The sequence below is a fragment of the Nocardia suismassiliense genome (genome assembly GCF_900269665.1).
In the GTDB taxonomy this organism is placed as follows: Bacteria; Actinomycetota; Actinomycetes; order Mycobacteriales; family Mycobacteriaceae; genus Nocardia; species Nocardia suismassiliense.
Genome location: NZ_LT985361.1, coordinates 7,156,576 through 7,176,788, shown reverse-complemented (window position 1 = coordinate 7,176,788; position 20,213 = coordinate 7,156,576). Strand labels below are relative to the sequence as shown.

The window sequence follows — 20,213 nt, the reverse complement described above, 5'->3', positions numbered from 1 at the left end:
GGCGACATGAAAAACGGTGCGGGACCGACGTATTCACAGAACTCCGGATCGAGCGGAGATGTCGCAAACGGGCCGATACCAGACCCCCTCTCATGCGCCGCCCCATCACCCATGACGCGCAACGGCGCCGGACGCACCAGCCCACAGAACGAACCCGTGCACGTCGCGAGCGCAGCGCCCATGTCCCGTGGTGCCNCGGCGAGCGCGAAGAAAAGCGGTATGACCAGCGTCATCATGGACGAGATCGGTTTCGAAGGCATGCCACAAAGCCTCATCCGAACGAACCCATCCCGGAACCCCCACTACCCCGAATGTGGACAACTTTCCCGTCTGTGGACATCCCCCGTTCCACAGTCCGCAACCACCACCGCGTACCCCCTGACAGGCCGATTTAGTAGCTGGCCTGGAACCCGATAGACTGATCGAGCGGTCTGTGCCTGCATAGACCGACTTCGCGCGCCACCCCGTGCTTGTTCGCAACGGCGCTGTTCGAATCGAGCTCATCATCCATCGATTCGCGACGGTGTCTGTGCGAAGCAGGGAGTCGTCGGCTGGTCCCCACCTTCGCGGTCGGGTCCGACGGTTCGGAGGCGCCAGGGCAGTGGATCACCGATTCACTGCGTCAACCGGCAAACGAAAGAGAGATACGGGAGCTATGGCTGTCGTAACAATGAAGCAGCTGCTGGACAGCGGCGCGCACTTCGGGCACCAGACACGGCGCTGGAACCCGAAGATGAAGCGGTTCATCTTCACCGACCGCAACGGCATCTACATCATCGACCTGCAGCAGACGCTGACCTACATCGACAAGGCCTACGAGTTCGTCAAGGAGACCGTCGCCCACGGTGGCACCGTTCTCTTCGTCGGCACCAAGAAGCAGGCCCAGGAGTCGATCGCGGCCGAGGCGACTCGCGTCGGGATGCCCTACGTCAACCAGCGCTGGCTGGGTGGCATGCTCACCAACTTCTCCACCGTGCACAAGCGCCTGCAGCGCCTCAAGGAGCTCGAGGCGATGGAGCAGACCGGTGGTTTCGAGGGTCGCACCAAGAAGGAAATCCTCATGCTCACGCGTGAGATGACCAAGCTGGATCGCACCCTCGGTGGTATCCGCGACATGGCCAAGGTGCCTTCGGCCATCTGGGTCGTCGACACCAACAAGGAGCACATCGCCGTCGGCGAGGCGCGCAAGCTGAACATCCCGGTCATCGCGATCCTGGACACCAACTGCGACCCCGACCTGGTCGACTACCCGATCCCGGGTAACGACGACGCGATCCGTTCCGCCGCACTGCTGACCAAGGTCGTCGCCTCCGCGGTGGCCGAGGGCGTGCAGGCGCGGGCCGGTCTGTCCTCCGGCGACGACAAGCCGGAGTCGGGCGCGGGCGAGCCGCTGGCCGAGTGGGAGCAGGAGCTGCTCGCGTCGGCCGCACCGGCCGCCGAAGCCGCTACCGAAACCCCGGCTGAGGCCCCTGCCGAGGCTGCCGCTGAGGCCGCCCCCGCCGAGGCTCCGGTGGAGACCCCGGCCGAGGCCTGAGTCTTCTCAACCCACGGCGGCGTGCGCCGGTAGCTTGCGTCACGACGTAGGGACAGCGAACGCCGCCGTTCAGGCACTGTTCCGGCGGTGATCACGATCGCGTGCGATGGTGATCACCGCTGCCCAGTATTCGAGTACTTTCTCCGAAGGAGGCTCGCCCCCGATGGCGAACTACACCGCTGCCGACGTGAAGCGGCTCCGGGAGCTCACCGGCTCCGGGATGATGGATTGTAAGAACGCGCTGGCCGAGACCGACGGTGATTTCGACAAGGCCGTCGAGATCCTGCGCATCAAGGGCGCCAAGGACGTCGGCAAGCGTGCCGAGCGCACCACCGCCGAGGGCCTGGTCACCGCCAAGGGCGGCGTCATGCTCGAGATCAACTCCGAGACCGACTTCGTCGCCAAGAACGCGGAGTTCCAGGCGCTGGCCGACCAGATCGTGGCTGCCGCCGCGACCGCCAAGCCGGCCGACCTGGACGCGCTCAAGGCGCTCGACCTCGGCGGCCAGACCGCCGACGAGGCCGTGCAGGCGCTGGCCGCCAAGATCGGTGAGAAGCTCGAACTGCGTCGGGTGATCTCGCTCGACGGCCCGGTCGCCACCTACCTGCACAAGCGTGCCTCGGATCTGCCGCCCGCTGTCGGCGTGCTGATCGAGTACCAGGGCGAGGGTGACGCGGCGGCCGACGCCGCGCGTGCCGCCGCCATGCAGGTTGCCGCGCTCAAGGCGAAGTACGTGACCCGCGACGAGGTTCCGGCCGACATCGTGGAGAACGAGCGCCGCATCGCCGAGCAGACCGCTCGCGAAGAGGGCAAGCCCGAAGCCGCACTGCCGAAGATCACCGAGGGCCGCGTCAACGGCTTCTTCAAGGACGTCGTGCTGCTGGAGCAGTCGTCGGTCACCGATTCGAAGAAGACCGTCAAGGCGCTGCTGGACGAGGCCGGGGTCACCGTGACCCGCTTCGCCCGCTTCGAGGTCGGCTCGAACTGATCGCGCCCCGCATGGTCGTCCCGGCAACCGCTGGGATCCAGACGCGGGACCTGGTCTGAATGCCGCCGATGGCTACATAGAGCAGACCCCTCGTCGACCGATATGCCGGTTGACGGGGGGTCTTCCTATGCCGCCGAGCACACATAGGGCAGGATAGGGGCCGCTCCGTGTTGAGGAGCCTTTCCGAGCTGCCGAATTCTTTGACGCACTTGCCTGCCGAGAACACGTTGACCGCCGAAGGAGAAGAACACCCATGACGGACCCGGGGAACGACCGCCCAGGATATCGCCGGGTGCTTCTGAAATTGGGTGGCGAGATGTTCGGCGGCGGCCGCGTCGGCCTCGACCCCGATGTGGTGGAGACGGTCGCGGAGCAGATCGCCGAGGTGGTCGCCACCGGCGTGCAGGTGGCCGTGGTGATCGGCGGCGGCAACTTCTTCCGCGGCGCCGAGCTCGAGGAGCGCGGCATGGAACGGGCCCGCTCGGATTACATGGGCATGCTCGGCACCGTGATGAACAGCCTTGCGCTGCAAGACTTTCTGCAGAAGCAGGGCATCGAGACCCGGGTGCAGACCGCGATCACCATGGGCCAGGTCGCCGAGCCCTACCTCCCGCTGCGCGCCAAGCGGCACCTGGAGAAGGGCCGCGTGGTGATCTTCGGTGCGGGCATGGGCATGCCGTACTTCTCCACCGACACCACGGCCGCCCAGCGCGCTCTGGAGATCGGCGCCGAGGTGGTGCTGATGGCCAAGGCGGTCGACGGGGTGTTCACCGCCGACCCCAAGGTCGACGAGGACGCCACCATGTACTCCGAGATCACCCACAAAGAGGTCATCGAACAGGGCCTCAAGGTCGCCGACGCGACGGCCTTCAGTCTCTGTATGGACAACCAGATGCCGATGCTGGTGTTCAATTTGTTGACCAAGGGCAATATCGCCCGAGCGGTCGCCGGTGAGAAGATCGGCACATTGGTTCGGTCCTGACCCCGCGACCCGCGGATCATGACGATGACGACGCTGTGGAGGAAACGGTCGTGATTGAAGAAGCGCTCTTCGACGCCGAGGAGAAGATGGAAAAGGCTGTCACGGTAGCGAAGGACGATCTCGCAGGCATCCGCACCGGACGTGCCAACCCGGGGATGTTCACTCGAATCGTCGTGGACTACTACGGCTCGCCCACCCCCATCACCCAGATGTCCAGCATTACGGTGCCGGAGCCGCGCATGGTCGTGATCAAGCCGTACGAGCAGGCACAGCTCGGCGCGATCGAGACCGCGATCCGCAACTCCGATCTCGGTGTCAATCCCACCAACAACGGTGACATCATTCGGATTTCGGTACCGCAGCTCACCGAGGAGCGCCGCCGCGAGCTGGCCAAGCAGGCCAAGGGCAAGGGGGAGGACGCGAAGGTGTCGATCCGCAATGTCCGCCGCAAAGCCATGGACGAACTGTCGCGCATCCAGAAGGATGGCGAGGCGGGCGAGGACGAGGTCGGGCGTGCCGAAAAGGACCTCGACAAGACCACCGCCAAGTATGTCGGCCAGATCGACGAACTGGTCAAACACAAGGAAGCCGAACTGCTCGAGGTCTGACGCCGGTGGCGTGAGCGATGGGCACCGGGAATGCCGCCGATGGGACACCGCAGCACGCCCGCCCGGGCGGGGGACGAACGGAACGACGAGTTGAGCGACGGGACAATCGTGGCCGAGAACGCCGCCGCGACCGGTGCGGCTGAGGAGCCGAGGCCGGTGAACGGCACAGCTGAAGCGAGGCAGGAGCACGTGCGCGATGCGGGAGCGTCGGGGCACGAGCCGTTAGCCTCCGCTGCGGCGTCCGGTCATGACGCTTCGGCCGATGGTGACGGTTCGGCCGCCCGTCTCGACGGTGCTGCTGGGCAGCAAGCGGCCGGGGTGGACAACACGTCCGGGTGGGCCTCGAATGCCGCGGGTGCTGAACAGGGTCCGGCTGCCTCGGCGGCCGAGCATGACCCGGAGGCGCACGGTCCCAACGCGGTGCTCGCCGCCGCGCCCGCGCCCGGCTCTCGCGCGGGCCGGAACCTGCCCGCGGCGCTCGCGGTCGGATTCGGACTCGGTCTCTCCCTCATCGCGATTCTGCTGTTCGTGCCGAAGGTGTTCATCGGGGTCGTCGGTGTCGCGGTGGGCGTGGCGACCTGGGAGGTCGCCAAACGGCTCCGCGAAGCCGACGTCCTGGTGCCGCGCATCCCGCTGATCGCCGGCGGGCAGGCCGTGTTCTGGCTCGGCTGGCCCTACGGGGCCAGCGGAGTCGCGGGCGCGTTCGCGGGCACCGCGCTCACCTGCATGGTGTGGCGCCTGTTCGATCACGGCTTGCAGACCGCGCCGCGAAACTTCCTGCGCGACACCGCCATCGCCATCTTCACGCTGGCGTGGATCCCGCTGCTCGCCTCGTTCGCGACGCTGCTGCTGCTCGAACCGGACGGCAACCTGCGGGTGCTGACCTTCATGATCCTGGTCGTCTGCTCCGACGTCGGCGGTTACGTGGCAGGCGTGCTGTTCGGCAGGCATCCGATGGTGCCGTCGATCAGCCCGAAGAAATCCTGGGAAGGTTTCGGCGGCTCCCTGGTCTTCACCGTCATCGGCGGCCTGCTCACGGTCACCCTGCTGCTGGAAGCCAACTCGATGATCGGCGTCGTGCTCGGCGTCGGCCTCGTCCTCGTCGCCACCTGCGGCGACCTCATCGAATCCCAGATCAAACGCGAACTCGGCATCAAGGACATGGGCACCCTGCTGCCCGGCCACGGCGGCATCATGGACCGCCTCGACTCCATGCTCCCGTCCGCCTTCGTCTCCTGGCTGGTTCTCTCAACCCTCCTCTGACCTGCGACTATAAATTCTTGCCACCCCGTCGGCAAAAATTTATACTCGCAGGATGTCCGAAGACAAGCTGTCGCGTGCCGAGGTGGCTGTGCTGTCGTTTCTGCTCGGCAGCCCTGCTGCCCAGCGGCAGGTCGGCATCGCGGAAGCTACCGATGTGACGCAGGCGCGAGTGTCGCAAATCCTGGCTGCCGCTGATGCGTTCGGCTGGACCGAACGCGGCCCGGACGGCTGGCAGGTGCGCCGCCCCCGCGAGCTGTTCGAGCGTCTGGTTTCCGCCCGTCCGCCCAAGGTCGACGTCGTCGAGTCCTGGTACAGCCTCGACACCATGCAGCGGCAGATCGAGCTGGCGCTGGAACACGCCGCCGATCAACAGGTCTCGCTGCAGGTCTGCGGCGATTGGGCAGCGGACCGGGTCGCACCGTGGCGAATCCCGGACATCGTCTATCTGCACGCCGATGGGCACTTGGACCTGGAAGCGGCAGGATTCGTCCCGGTCGAAACGAGTCCCGCCGATGCGACCATCGTGGTGAACGTCGGCAAGCTCGCGCCAGGACTGCGGCTCGATCCGGCGATCGCCACGGCGATGGGCGGGCCACCTGCACAAGCGTGGCCGCTCGCACCCATCACCGAGATCGCCCGGCATCTGCTCACCGGCGACGGGCCCGATACTGCTGAAGCCGTAGCCGAACTCGAACAACGCTTCCTCGCCGCCCGCAGCGAGCTCGAGCGCGTTGCATGATCGAGCTCGAGGTCTTCAGCGGTTCGCGGGCCGAGGATGGTGCGTATCTGGCGCTGGCCGATGCCGCAACCGCCGGTGCCGCGCTGGAGTCGTGGGCGGTGATCGGCGGGCACATGGTCAATCTCCATGTGCTGCGCAGCGGGGTATCGGTCCCGCTGCGCGCGACCAGAGATGCTGATCTCGCGGTAGAACTGGTAACCATCCGGGACGGAGTTCTGCTGAATCGATTGCGCGGCATGGGCTATGACAATCCACGGGCGGGCAACCGATTCGAGCGTTCGGTCGGTGGAACTGCCGCGACGATCGACTTGCTGGCACCGTCGTTCACCAATCGGCATGTCCCCGATCTCGATGCGGGACCGATCGCGGTCGACGGTATCCCGGCGCTGCACGTGGCGTTGGCTCGGGAGCCGGTGTGGATTGCTTTGAGTGCCAAGCTGATCGATGGCACCCGGACATCCGCCATCGTCGCGATCCCGGACATCGCAACGGCCCTCTGCATCAAAGTCTTCGCTTACTTGCACCGCTTCACTCCGCGTGACGCCGAAGACATCGCACGACTGCTCGAATGCGGATACGCGGACCGAACATCCTGGCCCACCGGAACCACCTTCACCGACGCGCTCGATCTGTTGCGTGAGCATTTCGACCAGCCGGGACACGCGCTGCGGAGGTGCACCGGAAATCCGGCGCGCACCCGTGCCCTCGTTCGTGCTCTCACGCCTTGACGGTCCGGCATTCTCCGCCGAAGCGCGATGAGCTACCTCTTCGCGACGCGGCGGAGTTGCAGGATGCGCAGGCCGCCGACCAGCGCCATCACCAGCGCGCCGCCGATGACCGACAGCAGCACTGCCACGCCGAGCGGCAGCGAGAAGTGCCAGAAGAACAGGCCGACCTGGACCTGATCGAGGTTCTGCAGGATGAAGACCAGCAGGATGATCAGGATGAGAGCGCCCGCGATCAGGCTCATCCAGGTGGTGCCGGTGCGAGTGGACAACGATTGGCGGTGCTTCGCCGGGACGGTGCTCGGCGGGGTGGTGGCCGGCGGTGCGGTCGGCGGGGTCGGCGCCGTGCGCTCGTCCGTCAGATCCGGATCGGGCTCAGGCAGGTGCTCAGCATTGGTGGACATGTTCCGATCATTGCCCACTGCTATGACAGTTACACGTATTTCCCGGCGACGATCCGGCCATGTCGGAACCGCCGCGTGCGGGCGAGTGTGCGGCACATTCGCCCAGATGGGAGAATGGAGGAACTATGACCGTCTCCCTGCCCCTCGTTTTCGATGCTCCGCGCCGTGGCATGCCGCCCCGGCACCTCGCCGACCTCGACGCCGAGGGCAGGCGGGCAGCCATCGAGGAGCTGGGACTGCCGAAGTTCCGTGCCGATCAGATCGCCCGCCAGTACTACGGCAGGCTGCAGGCCGACCCGGCGCAGATGACGGACCTACCCGCGCCCGTGCGCGAAAAGATCGGCGAGGCGCTGTTCCCGCCGCTGATGTCGGTAGTGAAGCACGTCGCCTGCGATGCGGGCGAAACGCGAAAGACATTGTGGCGCGCGGGCGACGGCACGCTCCTCGAGAGCGTGCTCATGCGCTACCCCGACCGCGCCACCCTCTGCATCTCCAGCCAAGCAGGTTGCGGCATGGCCTGCCCGTTCTGCGCGACCGGCCAGGGCGGACTGAACCGCAACCTGTCCACCGCCGAGATCGTCGACCAGGTTCGCGCCGCGGCAGCCGCGATGCGCGACGGTGAGGTCGCCGGCGGGCCGGGCCGGCTGTCCAACATCGTCTTCATGGGCATGGGCGAACCGCTGGCCAACTACAAGCGGGTCGTCGCCGCGGTCCGCCGCATCACCTCCCCGCCGCCGGACGGTTTCGGTATTTCCCAGCGCAACGTGGTCGTCTCCACCGTCGGCCTGGCCCCCGCGATCCGCAAACTGGCCGACGAAGACCTCTCGGTCACCCTCGCCGTCTCCCTGCACACCCCCGACGACGAACTCCGCGACACCCTCGTCCCGGTGAACAACCGCTGGCCGGTCGCCGAGGTCCTCGACGCCGCCCGCTACTACGCCGACAAGTCCGGTCGCCGTGTCTCCATCGAGTACGCGCTGATTCGCGATATCAACGACCAGGGCTGGCGCGCCGACATGCTCGGACAAAAGCTGCACAAGGCGTTGGGTTCGCGCGTGCACGTCAACGTGATTCCGTTGAACCCGACGCCGGGCAGCAAGTGGGATGCCTCGCCGAAACCTGTTGAGGCCGAGTTCGTTCGGCGGGTGAACGCCCAGGGTGTGCCGTGCACCGTCCGTGATACCCGCGGCCAGGAAATCGCCGCAGCTTGCGGACAACTCGCCGCCGAAGGCTGAGGTCTCAGACCGACCTATTCGTCGGGGTGCGTCAATGCGCCGAGTGCCCGACGAAAATTAATCTCCCGTGAGGGTACGACCAACCCGAGACGGCCGTGACCCGGTCGGCTGCGCGCGGCCTATAGGACTGCAGTCCTTAGGAGTACGGTCCTAATACTCGTGAGGTGTAGGCGCCGACGACGCCAGGGCACGTGCTCGGTCGAGCTACGAAGTGGGCGAACGCAAGGCGGCAGTGGTGACGCTCGGTGTCGCGAAATGGGGGAGTGGTCATCGGCCTCGACCATCGGAGCTGACGAAACGCTTGTATCGCGACAGCTGCAGCGCCACCGGGTCCCGGAACCCCAATGTGTCAGCGGTTCAATAGTTTCGGCGAGAGAATTGATCCACCCGGTCGCACAACCGGTGGAGCGCAAAACTGGAACCTGTTGCGGTTTGTGCTGCATGATCGTCTCCAGCGAGGTTGATCCCTGGCTGTGCCGATTGAGACGAGCGAACAGAGGCCCACGGATGACCACCTCGCACGATCCACCGCCGCGTGTCCAGTTGCCTGACGATTTCTTCCGTCGCGCATACGAGATCTACCCGAGCTTGCGGGAAGCCGGTGGCGTTCACGAGGTGACCTTCCCTGGTGGTGGCAACGCGATTCTGATTACTGACTACACGCTGGCCCGTCAGGCCTTGGGCGAGGAGAGCCTGCGGAAGAACCCTTCCGCGACCACCAGCCCCGAGGTCAAGCAGTTCGCTGAGCTCACGTTGCCTGCGCTCGCGATGGCGGAGCGACTGCCGTGGTCGGATCCGCCCGAGCACACCCGCCTGCGGGCGCTGGTGGCCGACGCATTCACACCCCGGACCGTGGCCGCACTTCAGCCGCGGGTGCAAGAGATCGCCGAGAAACTGCTCACCGACCTTGCTGCGGCCGCCGACGAGCCGGTCGACCTGCTACCGGCGTATGCCACACCGCTGCCGGTGCAGGTGATCTGTGAAATCCTCGGGGTTCCGGCCGGTGATCATCAGCAATTCGGTGAATGGGTGCAGACGATGTTGCTCTCCCAGAGTCCGGGTCAGGAACGCGCTCGGGCAAGCAAGAAGTTCGCGTACTACCTGATGGGGCAGGTGAGTCTCCGCAGGCAGCGAGCCGATCTGGTGTCCTGGACCTCGGATGACCCGTTGCCCGCCGACCTGCTCGGCACGCTGATCATTCGCTGTGATGCCGCGGTCGCAGCGGACCCCGCTACCGCCGAACTGCCGACGGCCGACCGGATCGCCGCGGCCGACCGGGCAATCGCAACGAATACCACCGTGCTCCTGGCTGCCGGGTACGAAACCACGCGCGGCTTGATCGCCAACAGCATCATGCTCCTGACACCCGAACTTCGCGACGAACTCGTCGCCGACCCGGATCGTATCGACACCTACGTCGAGGAGGCGCTGCGCATCGCGAGCCCAGGACCGTTCGCCACCATGCGATACACCACCGCGCCATTGGTGCTGGGGCAGTTCGAGATCCCGCCGGGCCGGGTGGTCATCGTGGGGCTCGGCGCGGCCAACACCGATCCCGCGGTCTTCGACGACCCCCTGCACGTGCACTTGGGCGACCGCAGTGGCCCGATCCATCTCACGTTCGGTCTCGGCATGCATTACTGCATCGGTGCACGACTGGCTCGGCTCGAAGGGCAGGTGGCGCTGCGAGCTCTGCTGGCGCGCTACCCCGACTTGTCTCTCGCCGCCGCTCCCGCCGACCTCCCGATGGCCGAGTCGATACTGACGGCAGGTCCGCGGTACCTGCCGGTCCGGCTCGCTCCCGCTCGGGTTTGAGAGTACGTTCGGCGCTGATGTGCCGGTCATTGCCATCAGGTTCGTAATCCACTGGCCACCTATCGAATTCGAATGGACATGACCGCAGAGCAGATCACCGGGGAGAGCGAAGATGACTCCACGCCCGAAGCCCCCGGTCGCCGAAACCTGGTGTCTGGTAGACCGGCGCTGACAGTCGGCCAAGCGGCGGTGCGGGATCGGCTGGTCAAGGCCAGGATCGACGCGGAGCCCCGGCTCAGCCAGCAAGATCTGGCCGACCTCACCGGTCTGTCGGTCGCGACGATCAAAGCCTACGAGTCCGGTGCCAGGAAGGTGACTCACCGCACCTTGGCGACGGTCGCCGCCGTGCTGGAGCTACCTGATCTGCACAGTCTGGAAGAGATTCTCGTTCAGGGCATTCAGCTCCAGCACGCGGTGCCGGGCGCACGGATCGTCCCGGAACCGCGCGACAAGGCATGGGTGCACAGCATGTCCTTCCCCGCCGCGCTGCTGATCCCGGGACTCCTGTGGGTGCTCGAGGCGAATGCCGCCTACGAACGGCTCCACCCCGGCGTCCAGGCAGGCAGCTCGTTTCTGGAGTGGCTGGTGCTCGACCCTCGATCGAAACACGTGCTGAGCGAAGATTGGTGGCCGGAAACGCATCTCGGCGTCTGGACAGCCACCCAGTTGCGGCACCATTTCGTCGGACAGGCCGATCTGCAGGCGCTCGACAGGATGTCCAGAGCGCCGGAATTCCAGATCATGTCGACCCGGCCTGCGGCACGTTTCTACGCCAGCCGCGCGCGACTCCACCTGCGCGATCACACCGGCCAGCAGTACTACTACGTCAACGTCCACCGAGACGCCAATCCGCTGCCCCGCTCCGGCACACCGGCACTGCCACCGGTGCTGTTTCATTCGCTGATTCCCGTCGAGACGCGGTAGCACCGTTGGTGTTTGCCGCTGCCGCATAGGCGGTATTCGAAAGGCGTTGGGGTGTACGGCAAGTGCTACAAGTTGTAGACATTCTTTCGTCCGGCGTCCCGAAAGTCGCTGGCCGCGCAGGCGACCGATCAGGATGGGTCCGCGGGGCGGTTGACAAGAGTCGTGCGTGGTCAAAGACTGCATCCATGACAAGTGAAAAGCCTTAGGGCGCAGACTTTTAACGATCCGATCAGCTAATCGAATCGCCGCGCCATGCCAAGTCATGCGCGAGCAAGCCGTGGCAAAGCTGACGGCTCCTCGGCGCGCCGACTCCGCACATCGGAGGAGCGGCGGCGCCGTACGGACCGGTCGACCAGCCGACCGAAGGCCCCGCCGCATCCGTCACGCCGGCGCGTCCACGCCGATGACGTTCTCGCCTTTGAAGGTGTACCGCCTGGCTCGAGCAAGTACGGTCCCCCAATTCTGGAGGGGAGGGGACCGCACCGCATGCTGACCAGACGGTGCACCTTCAGGGGCGAGAACCACCGGCCGTGTTCCACGGTCGATGTGGATAGTGATGGCGCTAGTGGTCGCTTGGTTGGTGGACGTGGCGGGATGTGCGTGAGATGCTTTCGCGATTCGATCGCGGGGGACGCGACGTGAGCTGAGGGGGAGTTGAAGTGGATTGTTTTGTGGGGCCATCGCCTGCGCTTGATGCCGCACCAGGGGAAGATCGTCGGCAATGTGCGGGGGCGGCGGGTTTGGCCGCGAGTCGGTCAGCCGGTGACGCACTGCATTCCGAACGGTCGCAGCGGTCGGGCAGGCCAGTTCCGCGTCGCGTGTTGCGTGCTGGGCACCTCGGCGCAGTGGACGAAGTAGATAGTGGGGCAAAGGAATTCGCTCATCGCGGGTTGCGATGCGCGCTGGAAGTACTCGATCGTCACCGGCCGGTCGCGCAGCTCGGCGCCATTGCCGACCCGTCGGTGGTGTCGGTGGTGCGCACGATTGTCAACGGTGACTTCGTGCCCGGCAGTGAGTTGGGTACGGCGGTACTGAGACGGGTGGACGTCGTGATGGTCAACGGTGCTGCTGCGGAGTTGTGCGGCTCGTACGACCGCGGACACCGTCATTTCGCGCTTGCCGCACGCATTGCCCGCACTCGCGCCGGCTGGCGGTTGACCGCTCTGCGCGTGCTGTGATCGCACGCATTCGGTGTGGTCGTGTCGTTGATTCGGTCGACCTGACGGGTTCGCTGCGTTCCCAGCGGGTCGCTTGCGCGACGAATTACGAAGGCCGGCTGGAATCGCGTGCGGGGTCCTTAACGTTGCGATAGCAACGATAACGACGCCGCCGACGAGATTTCGGGCCACATTCGCAGCTAATCGTTGCTATCGCAAGCTTAAGACGCCGCCGCAGGGGTGAGACGGGGTATCAACGCGGGCCCGCGACGGCACGGCGCTCGTAGCGGGAACGTGCGCGCAGGTAGGCGGAGTGCAGGAGTTCGCGTGTCACGGTATCGGTGCGGGTGCCGGGGTTCACTACGGCGAGCCAGGCTGCGGTGCCGTAGCTGGGGTGGGGGATGACGGTGTCGGTGGCGCTGTGGTCGACGTCTTTGGTGTCTGCTTCGCGCGGCTGGTAACCGGTGTGGCCTATGAAAGCGTCTTTTCCGGCGGCGATATTGACCCGGAAGGTATCCGGGCGGTGCAGGCGCGAGTTCTGGTCGTCGGGGTAGTCCTTCGTGATGATGGTGGCGAAGGGCTGGGTGTTGGTGGGGACGACGCCGTCGGGGGAGTAGTAGAAGAAGGTGTCGCCCCAGCTGATCTCCGGCCACTGGTCGCCGGCGGTGGGGCGGAGGGTCAGTACGCCGTCGAGGGCTGCCACGAAGTCGATGATCTCGTCTATGGTCATGGTTCCAGCGTGTCATTCAAGTGCTTCTGTGGACTTTGGGCGCGATTGCTAGGAGTTCTGGTTGCGAAACCTCAAATCGCAGGTCGTGCGCACTGTCGATATCGCACGCCACGCCGGGTACTCGGTGCAGCAGGTGCGCAACCTCGAACGCGAGGGTGTCCTGCCGCCTGCGGTACGCACGCCGGGCGGCCACCGGGCTTATGCGGAGGTGCACCTCCATTCGGCGCTTGCCTACCGGGCACTCGCCACCGCTACCGGCCCGACCGAAGCCAAGAAGATTCTGCGGACCGTCCACACGGGCCCGCTCGCAGCAGCCCTTGCCCTGCTCGACGCCGCGCACGCGCGTCTGCACGTCGAGCGCATCGAACTCGGCCACGCTCAACAGGCCGCCGCGTCGATCTCCGGCGAGCCGATCGCTGACGTGCACAGCACCGATTCGATGAGCATCACCGAACTCGCCGACGCCCTCGGCATCCGCACCTCGACGCTGCGGCATTGGGACGCAGAAGGTTTGGTCGTCCCTGAACGCAACCGAACCCACCAGGGAGCACGGCACTACACCCCGGCACAGGTTCGAGACGCCCGCATCGTCCATCAACTCCGCAAAGCCGGCTACCCGATCACCCACCTCCGAGCCGTGCTGCCCGAGTTGCGCCAGGCGCACCGATCCGACGACGTGCAGTCCGCGCTAGCTGCCCGAGACGCCACCCTCTCCATGCGTTCCACCGCGTTCCTAGACGCCGCCGCAGCACTGCACGCCGTGACTTCATCCGCTGCTGCCACGCACCCCGATCAGGCCGCTGACCGCTAGCCGACCGGCTGCGGCGAGGCTCACAATTCGCTTCTGAACAGGGGAAATGCGGCCGACTGCGAAAAATATAGTTTCGCGAAGCAGCCGATGGCTACTCCGGAGAGAACGCCGGTATGGCCTGCCGACGCCGATGGGGGCGTTGGTAGCGGTCGGCGGGATCGGAGTTCGCCAAATTCTTGGCTGACTGTCACGACAGCGGGAAGGAACCACATATATGTTGATGCTCACCCCCACCGCCATCGAGGTCGTTCGCACTATTACGTCCGCGGAAGGCACACCGGAGGATGCCGGGCTGCGCATCTCCACGGCCGACGGCGCGGAAACGCTGCAGCTCGAGGTAGCCGCGGTACCGGCTGAGCAAGACCAGATCCTGACCGCCGAAGGGTCACGAATCTTCCTGGACGAGGATGCCGCGGCGTTCCTGGACGACAAGGTTCTCGACACCGGGCAGGACGCCAACGGGCAGGGTGGTTTTGTCATCGCCCAGCAGGCGCAGTACACCTGAGTTTGCGCGGGTGTCGTGCGGATCGACGGGTCGGTGACTCTGACCGCACGACACCGCTTTCCAGGACGTTGAGTGTGTTTCGAGGCGCCGAGCGGGTCGGTACCAGCTGACCGTCGCCAAACACCCTGTCGCCCATAGGGTTAGGTCTCTAGATTCGCCGCGCAGCCATCAAATGCGCTGCGCAACCCCTGAACGCTCTGGGCCACAATTCAATACGCGGCACGACCAGCGCAAGCACTATGCGACGAGTGTGAGATGCGCCGCTGGTTCAACGCCACTCACCCGCTTCGCCAACCGAGCAACCGCCTCGCCAACCCGCTCCGGCTGCTCGAGAATGACCGAGTGCCCAGCCCCCTCGACCAGCACCAGGTCCGAATACTCGACACCCGCCGCCATAGCGATGGAATGCGCGGGCGGCGTCATCAAATCCGCTGTACCGCAAAGTATTAACGTGGGAATCTGCGAGAGCACCGCAAGCGCATCGGTCCGGTCGTAGTCCATGAACGAGCTCAAGAAGCCCGCCATCGTCACGATCGGCGTCGCGTTGTGCATCGCGTTGGCGAGAGCGAGCACGCGCGCGCTGACCTTACGATCACCGAACTCGGCCATCCGGATGATCGGCGCGAAAACCTTGCAGGCCACCAACTTCGCGTGATGCATCAGCACCGGCGCCCGTCGAACCGCAGCCTGGAACACCGAAATCACCGGGTTACGCAGCAGCCGACCGAAGCCCGCGTCGGCCAGCCCACTCGCCGCGGTCGCGATGAGTGCGACACCGACGATGCGAGTGCCGATCTCGTGCGGTCGCTGGCTGACGTAGGTCAGCACGGTCATGCCGCCCATCGAGTGGCCGACGAGCACCACCGGGCCGGTCGGCGCGACGGCGTCGAGCACGTCGCGCAGGTCGTGCCCGAGTTGCTCGAGGTGATACGTCTGCCGGGACGCCGCGGCGGAGTCACCGTGCCCACGGTGGTCGTAGCAGACGATTCTGGCACCGGGGTACTGGCGCCGCAGCGCGTCGCGAACGTCGGTCCACGACTCGGTGCGCAGGCAATGCCCGTGCAGAAGTACGACGGTGAGCTCCGCATGCCGCGGCCCGTATTCCCGAACCGCAAGCGCCACACCGTCTTCGGTCGACACCGTCACGCGGCGTGCTGCCGAGGTGGTGAGGGTGCTCGAGATCGACATCGGGGGCTCCGGGTTCGCTGGTGGTGACTTCCTCAACTGTCCACCGCAACGGCCGCCGTGTTCAGAGCCCCGAGTGCTGGGCTCGATCCCCCAAGGTGGAGCAGACCACCACCAAGGGTGGGCACGGATCTATGCTCTGGATCGCCGTTCCAACTCCGCTCACGATTAGGGATACCGATGTCCGCAGGTTCCAGGCGCGCCTACCGCACCGGCATGTCGCGCGACATGATCGTGGCGGCCGCGACGGCCCTGACGGCCGAGCGGGGACTCGACGGCTGGAGCATGCGCGAACTCACCGCCCGTCTCGACACGTCGCTGTCGGTGATCTACCACCACGTCGGCGACCGGGCGAAGGTCTGCGCGGCCGTCGTCGACCGGGTGTACGCCACGATGGATCTGACGATCGATGACACCGACTGGCGGTCGATGCTGCACAGCGTGCTGTCGGCCATGATCGACCACTTGCCGCAATGGCCTGGCGTCGCGACCTGGCTGCTGCACAACGGACCGCAGACCGACCAACTCCTGCCGACGCTCGCCACCGGGATGCGGCTGATGGTCGAAGCGGGGTGGGGCGAGGAATCCGCCGTCGCCTACTCGACCGCCTTCGACACCTGTCTCGGGCTGATCGCCGTCGGCGAGCGATCGCGCGCCGACACCGGGGTGGGGCTGGCGGGCCTGCTGACCATGCTCGAATCGCATCCCGCCGCGGGCACCGGCACCGAGGAGATGCGGCGGATGGTCGCACGCTTCGAGGGTGATCCCGCCGTGCGCGACGCTATGCAGCGCGAGTTCTGCCGATACGCACTCGACCGGGTGCTGGACGGGCTCGAAGCGCGGTTGGCGGAGCTCGGCGCGTCTAGGCAGTAGCCGACGTGATGTGATCGCCTCGGTGCCCGCTTGGAGGCGCTGGATCGCACGATGGGCGGGCACAGTCGCCGCGTAATCCGCAGTCGCCCATCGCTATTCGGCAGCCCTCGGTGGGCTGAATTCAATGCACTTGCATTCATCGGAGTCATCTATACACTCTGAATTGAAACACTGATCTAATTTGCGAGGGGCCGGATGAGTACGGCAGTGCGAGATGACGCAACGGTGGCTGAGGCAGCGCAGCCGGAACAGAAACGCAGCGGATTGGGTGTTGTCCTCGCGCCCGTGCGTGGCCGCTTGGCAGTGGCGGGGGTGCTCCAGCTGCTGGGGTCGCTGGCCGGACTCGCGCCGTATCTCGCGATCGTCGAGATCGCCCGCGAGTTCCTCGGCGACGACGCGGTGGATCGCGACCGGATCTGGGCGTTCGTGGCGGTGGCGGCCATCGGTTTCGTCATCCGCACGGTATGCGCGGGGTTCGCGTACACGCTGAGCCACAATGCGGATGCCGATGTGAGCCTGCAGATCCGGCGCAGCACGGCGCAGCGGCTGAGCCGGGTTTCGCTGGGCTGGTTCTCCGAGCACAGCTCCGGTCGGGTCAAGCGAGCGCTGTCCGATGATGTCACCGCCGTGCACCACGTGGTGGCGCACGCGATCAACGATCTGGTGGCCGCCGTGGTCACTCCCGTTGTCGCACTGGGTTATCTGTTCTTTCTCGACTGGCGGCTGGCCGCGCTGTGTCTGGCGCCGCTGGTACTGTGGTTCGGCTTGGTGGCGTACATGGAGCGCGGCGAAGGGGCGCGAATGGCGCGCTGGAACGCGGAGGTGGACAAGGTCAACTCGGCCATGGTCGAGTTCGTCGACGGCATCGCGGTCGTGAAGGCGTTCGAGCGAGCCGGACGCGAGGCCCGCTACCGGCGCGCAGGCGACGACCTCGCGCGTTTCTTCAGCGAGTGGGCCGGACCGACCCGCCGACTGGATGCGCTTGCGTCCATGACGATTTCGCCGCCAGTGCTGTTGTTGGTCGCCCTCGGTGGTGGTTTGTGGCTGCGGGCGAATCCGGTCGAACTCATCGCGTTCGTGATGTTGGCGGTGGGGCTGGGGGCGCCGGTGCTGGCGCTCGGCTTCGGCGCGATCGCGATGCAGCAGGCGACCGCCGCCGCCGGGCGCGTCGCCGAACTGCTCGCGACCCCTGAGCTGCCGCGAGTCGCCGATCCATCGGTGCCGAGTGGTGCTCGCGTCGAATTCGATTCTGTGCGTTTCTCTTACGACGGACAGACGACTGTGCTAGACGGTGTCGATCTGATGCTGGAGCCGGGCACGGTCACCGCGCTGGTAGGCGCCTCGGGTTCGGGGAAGTCGACGCTGGCGCGTCTGCTACCACGCTTCTGGGATGTCGACGGTGGCGCTGTGCGGATCGGCGGCGTCGATGTGCGGAAGATCGCGGAGCGTGAACTGTATCGCCGGGTCGGGTTCGTCTTTCAAGAAACATCGTTGCTGCGCACCAGTATTCGCGACAATATCGCGCTCGGACGGCCCGAGGCCGAGCTAGCGGAGGTCGAGGCCGCTGCGCGGTCGGCTCAGATCCACGAACGCATCGCGGCCCTGCCCCGCGGTTATGACAGCGTCGTCGGCGCGGATGCGCAGCTTTCCGGCGGTGAGGCGCAACGGATTTCGATCGCGCGAGCGTTACTGGCCGACGCACCCGTGCTGGTGCTGGACGAGGCGACGGCCTTCGCCGATCCGGAATCCGAAGCGGCGGTGCAGGATGCGCTGTCACGGCTGGTCACCGGCCGCACCCTGCTGGTGATCGCCCACCGCCTGTACACGATCCGCGGCGCGGACCGCATCGTTGTTCTTGCACGCGGCCGAGTGGTCGAAGCAGGCACGCACGACGAACTCCTTGCAGCCGATGGCGAGTACGCGCGGATGTGGGCGACCCAGCGGCACGACACGGTTGCTGCTCCCGCCGGCTCGGCTCAGTTGGCCTATGGAAAGGAATCAGCATGATCCGCAAGCTCTTTCGGATCGTCCACCCGGATGACCGAGCACGGTTCATTCGATGGGTGGGGCTGATAGTCGCCTTCTCGGTGCTGCAGGGCATCTGCCTACTGCTCGTGGTTCCCGTGCTGCGTCCGCTGCTGGACGGCGATCGGGACGCCGCGGCACCATGGTTGGCCACCCTCGCCGCGACGACGGTGGTGACATGTGTGGTGTTCTACGCGCAAGCGATACATGGCCAGCGGATCGCCGACAGCCTGCTGGCCGGGATGCATCACCGCGTCGGCGACCATCTGGCCAAGCTGCCGCTGGGCTGGTTCGGTACCGAGCGGACCGGTCGGCTGACGCACACCATGACGCAGGGGACGATGAGCATCCTCGGCGTGCCCGCGCACCTGATGCAGCCGGTGGTCGGCGCGGTGGTCACCCCGGCGGTCGTGGCCTTGGGGATGCTGCTGTTCGATTGGCGGCTCGGGGTGGCGTTGGCCCTCTCCGGTCTGGTGCTGCTCGCCGCATACCGCTGGTCGCAGCACGCCCTCGCGCGCAGTTTCGGCGCGGTCGATGACGCGGCGGTCGAAGCGGCTGGGCGGGTAGTGGAGTTCGCGCAGTGTCAACCGGTGCTGCGGGCCTTCGGCCGCACCGGCACCGACAATCATCTGCTCGACAACGCGCTGGTAGGGGAGCGGCGCGCCTTCGGTGAGCTGAGCCGGAACGCGGTCTCCGCGCTGCTCGTATTCTCCGTCGCCGTGCAGGCGGTATTCGTCGCGCTGATCACCATCGGCGTCGCCCTCGCGCTGGGCACCTCGCTCGATGCCGCCGAGTTGATCGCGTTGCTCGTACTCGTCACCCGGTTCGTCGGCCCACTGGTCGAGATCATGGACCACGGGGCAGCGTTGCGGGTGGCCGCGGAGAACATCGATCGGATCGACGAGGTGCTTGCGGTGCCCACGCTGCCGGAAGGTGCTGCGACACAGGTGGTTACACCCGGCGCGGTGAGTTTCGAGAACGTCGGTTTCAAGTACGGCGATCGGCCGGTGCTGCGGGACATCAATTTCGAGGCAGGCCCCGGCACGCTCACCGCCATCGTCGGCCCGTCGGGGGCAGGAAAGACCACGCTGCTGCGGCTGGCCGCGCGTTTCTGGGATGTCGACGCCGGCACGGTCCGGGTCGGCGGCGTCGACGTGCGTGAACTGACCACCGAGGCACGAATGAACCAGCTGGCCATGGTGTTTCAAGACGTATACCTCTTCGACGACACCATCGAGGCCAACATCCGCCTCGGCCGGCCCGACGCTACCGACGCGGAAATCCGCGACGCTGCCCGGCTGGCCCGGGTAGACGAGATCGTCGAACGCCTCCCCGACGGCTGGCACACCCGTGTCGGCGAAGGCGGCGTCAGCCTGTCCGGCGGTGAACGCCAACGGGTTTCGATAGCCAGGGCACTGATCAAGCAGGCCCCGATCGTGCTGCTCGACGAAGCCACCGCGGCCCTCGACCCGGACAACGAGGCGGCGGTCGTCGACGCCATCCGCGTATTGGCCCAGCAGCGCACCCTCCTGGTCGTCGCCCACCGCCTGCACACCATCGCCGCCGCCGACCAGATCCTGGTGCTCGACAATGGACGAATAGTCCAGCGCGGCAACCACGATGAGCTGATCTCACAAGCGGGAAAGTACGCCGACTTCTGGCGTGAACGCGAGCGGGCACAGGGGTGGCGGTTGACGGTATAGACGCCAC

19 protein-coding genes are annotated in these 20,213 nt (G+C 66.2%); 16 read left to right on the top strand and 3 right to left on the bottom strand.

The window, feature by feature from the left end:
• The first annotated feature begins 655 nt into the window (after positions 1-655).
• The 7 genes from rpsB (at position 656) to DBO33_RS31950 (ending at position 6,842) form a co-directional block, all read left to right on the top strand.
• The gene (gene rpsB, locus DBO33_RS31980) at positions 656-1,534 is read left to right on the top strand and encodes a 30S ribosomal protein S2 (RefSeq protein WP_107658367.1); all 879 of its coding nucleotides are present in this window, start codon (positions 656-658) and stop codon (positions 1,532-1,534) included.
• A 163-nt stretch (positions 1,535-1,697) separates the two neighbouring features.
• Positions 1,698-2,522 (top strand): translation elongation factor Ts, encoded by an 825-nt coding sequence (gene tsf, locus DBO33_RS31975; RefSeq protein WP_107658366.1) that lies wholly within the window; start codon positions 1,698-1,700, stop codon positions 2,520-2,522.
• 253 nt (positions 2,523-2,775) lie between these two features.
• Positions 2,776-3,504, top strand: coding sequence for a UMP kinase (gene pyrH, locus DBO33_RS31970; protein WP_107658365.1), 729 nt, complete (start codon positions 2,776-2,778; stop codon positions 3,502-3,504).
• Positions 3,505-3,554: 50 nt separating this feature from the next.
• On the top strand, positions 3,555-4,112 hold the full coding sequence (gene frr / locus DBO33_RS31965) for a ribosome recycling factor (RefSeq protein WP_107660775.1): 558 nt from the start codon (positions 3,555-3,557) through the stop codon (positions 4,110-4,112).
• Between the two features lie 420 nt (positions 4,113-4,532).
• Positions 4,533-5,375, top strand: a complete 843-nt coding sequence (locus DBO33_RS31960; protein ID WP_107660774.1) for a phosphatidate cytidylyltransferase — start codon at positions 4,533-4,535, stop codon at positions 5,373-5,375.
• 52 nt (positions 5,376-5,427) lie between these two features.
• Positions 5,428-6,114, top strand: coding sequence for a MarR family transcriptional regulator (locus DBO33_RS31955; protein WP_107658364.1), 687 nt, complete (start codon positions 5,428-5,430; stop codon positions 6,112-6,114).
• Positions 6,111-6,842: a hypothetical protein gene (locus tag DBO33_RS31950; protein ID WP_107658363.1), complete on the top strand. Its 732-nt coding sequence runs from the start codon at positions 6,111-6,113 to the stop codon at positions 6,840-6,842. The genes DBO33_RS31955 and DBO33_RS31950 overlap by 4 nt, the downstream gene beginning before the upstream one ends.
• Before the next feature lie 32 nt (positions 6,843-6,874).
• On the opposite strand, the gene DBO33_RS31945 is transcribed toward DBO33_RS31950, so the two are convergent.
• Positions 6,875-7,243: a LapA family protein gene (locus tag DBO33_RS31945; RefSeq protein WP_107658362.1), complete on the bottom strand. Its 369-nt coding sequence runs from the start codon at positions 7,241-7,243 to the stop codon at positions 6,875-6,877.
• Between the two features lie 125 nt (positions 7,244-7,368).
• On the opposite strand from DBO33_RS31945, the gene rlmN reads away from it, so the two are divergent.
• The 4 genes from rlmN to DBO33_RS31925 all read left to right on the top strand — a co-directional run bounded on the left by rlmN (position 7,369) and on the right by DBO33_RS31925 (position 12,395).
• The gene (rlmN, locus tag DBO33_RS31940; protein WP_107658361.1) at positions 7,369-8,478 is read left to right on the top strand and encodes a 23S rRNA (adenine(2503)-C(2))-methyltransferase RlmN; all 1,110 of its coding nucleotides are present in this window, start codon (positions 7,369-7,371) and stop codon (positions 8,476-8,478) included.
• A 507-nt stretch (positions 8,479-8,985) separates the two neighbouring features.
• Positions 8,986-10,293: a cytochrome P450 gene (locus tag DBO33_RS31935; protein ID WP_159080639.1), complete on the top strand. Its 1,308-nt coding sequence runs from the start codon at positions 8,986-8,988 to the stop codon at positions 10,291-10,293.
• A 72-nt stretch (positions 10,294-10,365) separates the two neighbouring features.
• Complete coding sequence (locus DBO33_RS31930) at positions 10,366-11,217, top strand: helix-turn-helix domain-containing protein (RefSeq protein WP_107658359.1); 852 nt, start codon at positions 10,366-10,368, stop codon at positions 11,215-11,217.
• Positions 11,218-12,062: 845 nt separating this feature from the next.
• The gene (locus tag DBO33_RS31925) at positions 12,063-12,395 is read left to right on the top strand and encodes an Rv3235 family protein (RefSeq protein WP_159080638.1); all 333 of its coding nucleotides are present in this window, start codon (positions 12,063-12,065) and stop codon (positions 12,393-12,395) included.
• 232 nt (positions 12,396-12,627) lie between these two features.
• Here the strand turns inward: DBO33_RS31925 and DBO33_RS31920 are convergent, their stop codons facing one another.
• Entirely contained in the window at positions 12,628-13,104 is a 477-nt protein-coding gene (locus DBO33_RS31920; protein WP_107658357.1) for a DUF6194 family protein, read from the bottom strand.
• A 61-nt stretch (positions 13,105-13,165) separates the two neighbouring features.
• Here DBO33_RS31920 and DBO33_RS31915 point away from each other — a divergent pair, with 61 nt between their 5' ends.
• Positions 13,166-13,915, top strand: coding sequence for a MerR family transcriptional regulator (locus tag DBO33_RS31915; protein ID WP_107658356.1), 750 nt, complete (start codon positions 13,166-13,168; stop codon positions 13,913-13,915).
• Between the two features lie 214 nt (positions 13,916-14,129).
• A complete protein-coding gene (locus tag DBO33_RS31910; RefSeq protein WP_107658355.1) occupies positions 14,130-14,420 on the top strand; it encodes a hypothetical protein in 291 nt (96 codons plus the stop codon).
• A gap of 237 nt (positions 14,421-14,657) precedes the next feature.
• Here the strand turns inward: DBO33_RS31910 and DBO33_RS31905 are convergent, their stop codons facing one another.
• Entirely contained in the window at positions 14,658-15,608 is a 951-nt protein-coding gene (locus DBO33_RS31905) for an alpha/beta fold hydrolase (protein ID WP_107658354.1), read from the bottom strand.
• Between the two features lie 177 nt (positions 15,609-15,785).
• Here DBO33_RS31905 and DBO33_RS31900 point away from each other — a divergent pair, with 177 nt between their 5' ends.
• From DBO33_RS31900 to DBO33_RS31890, 3 genes are all read left to right on the top strand, one after another.
• A complete protein-coding gene (locus DBO33_RS31900) occupies positions 15,786-16,478 on the top strand; it encodes a TetR/AcrR family transcriptional regulator (RefSeq protein WP_107658353.1) in 693 nt (230 codons plus the stop codon).
• 225 nt (positions 16,479-16,703) lie between these two features.
• A complete protein-coding gene (locus DBO33_RS31895) occupies positions 16,704-18,485 on the top strand; it encodes an ABC transporter ATP-binding protein (protein ID WP_234391151.1) in 1,782 nt (593 codons plus the stop codon).
• Entirely contained in the window at positions 18,482-20,206 is a 1,725-nt protein-coding gene (locus DBO33_RS31890; protein ID WP_107658351.1) for an ABC transporter ATP-binding protein, read from the top strand. Before DBO33_RS31895 ends, DBO33_RS31890 begins: the two co-directional genes overlap by 4 nt.
• The last annotated feature ends 7 nt before the right edge of the window (positions 20,207-20,213 follow it).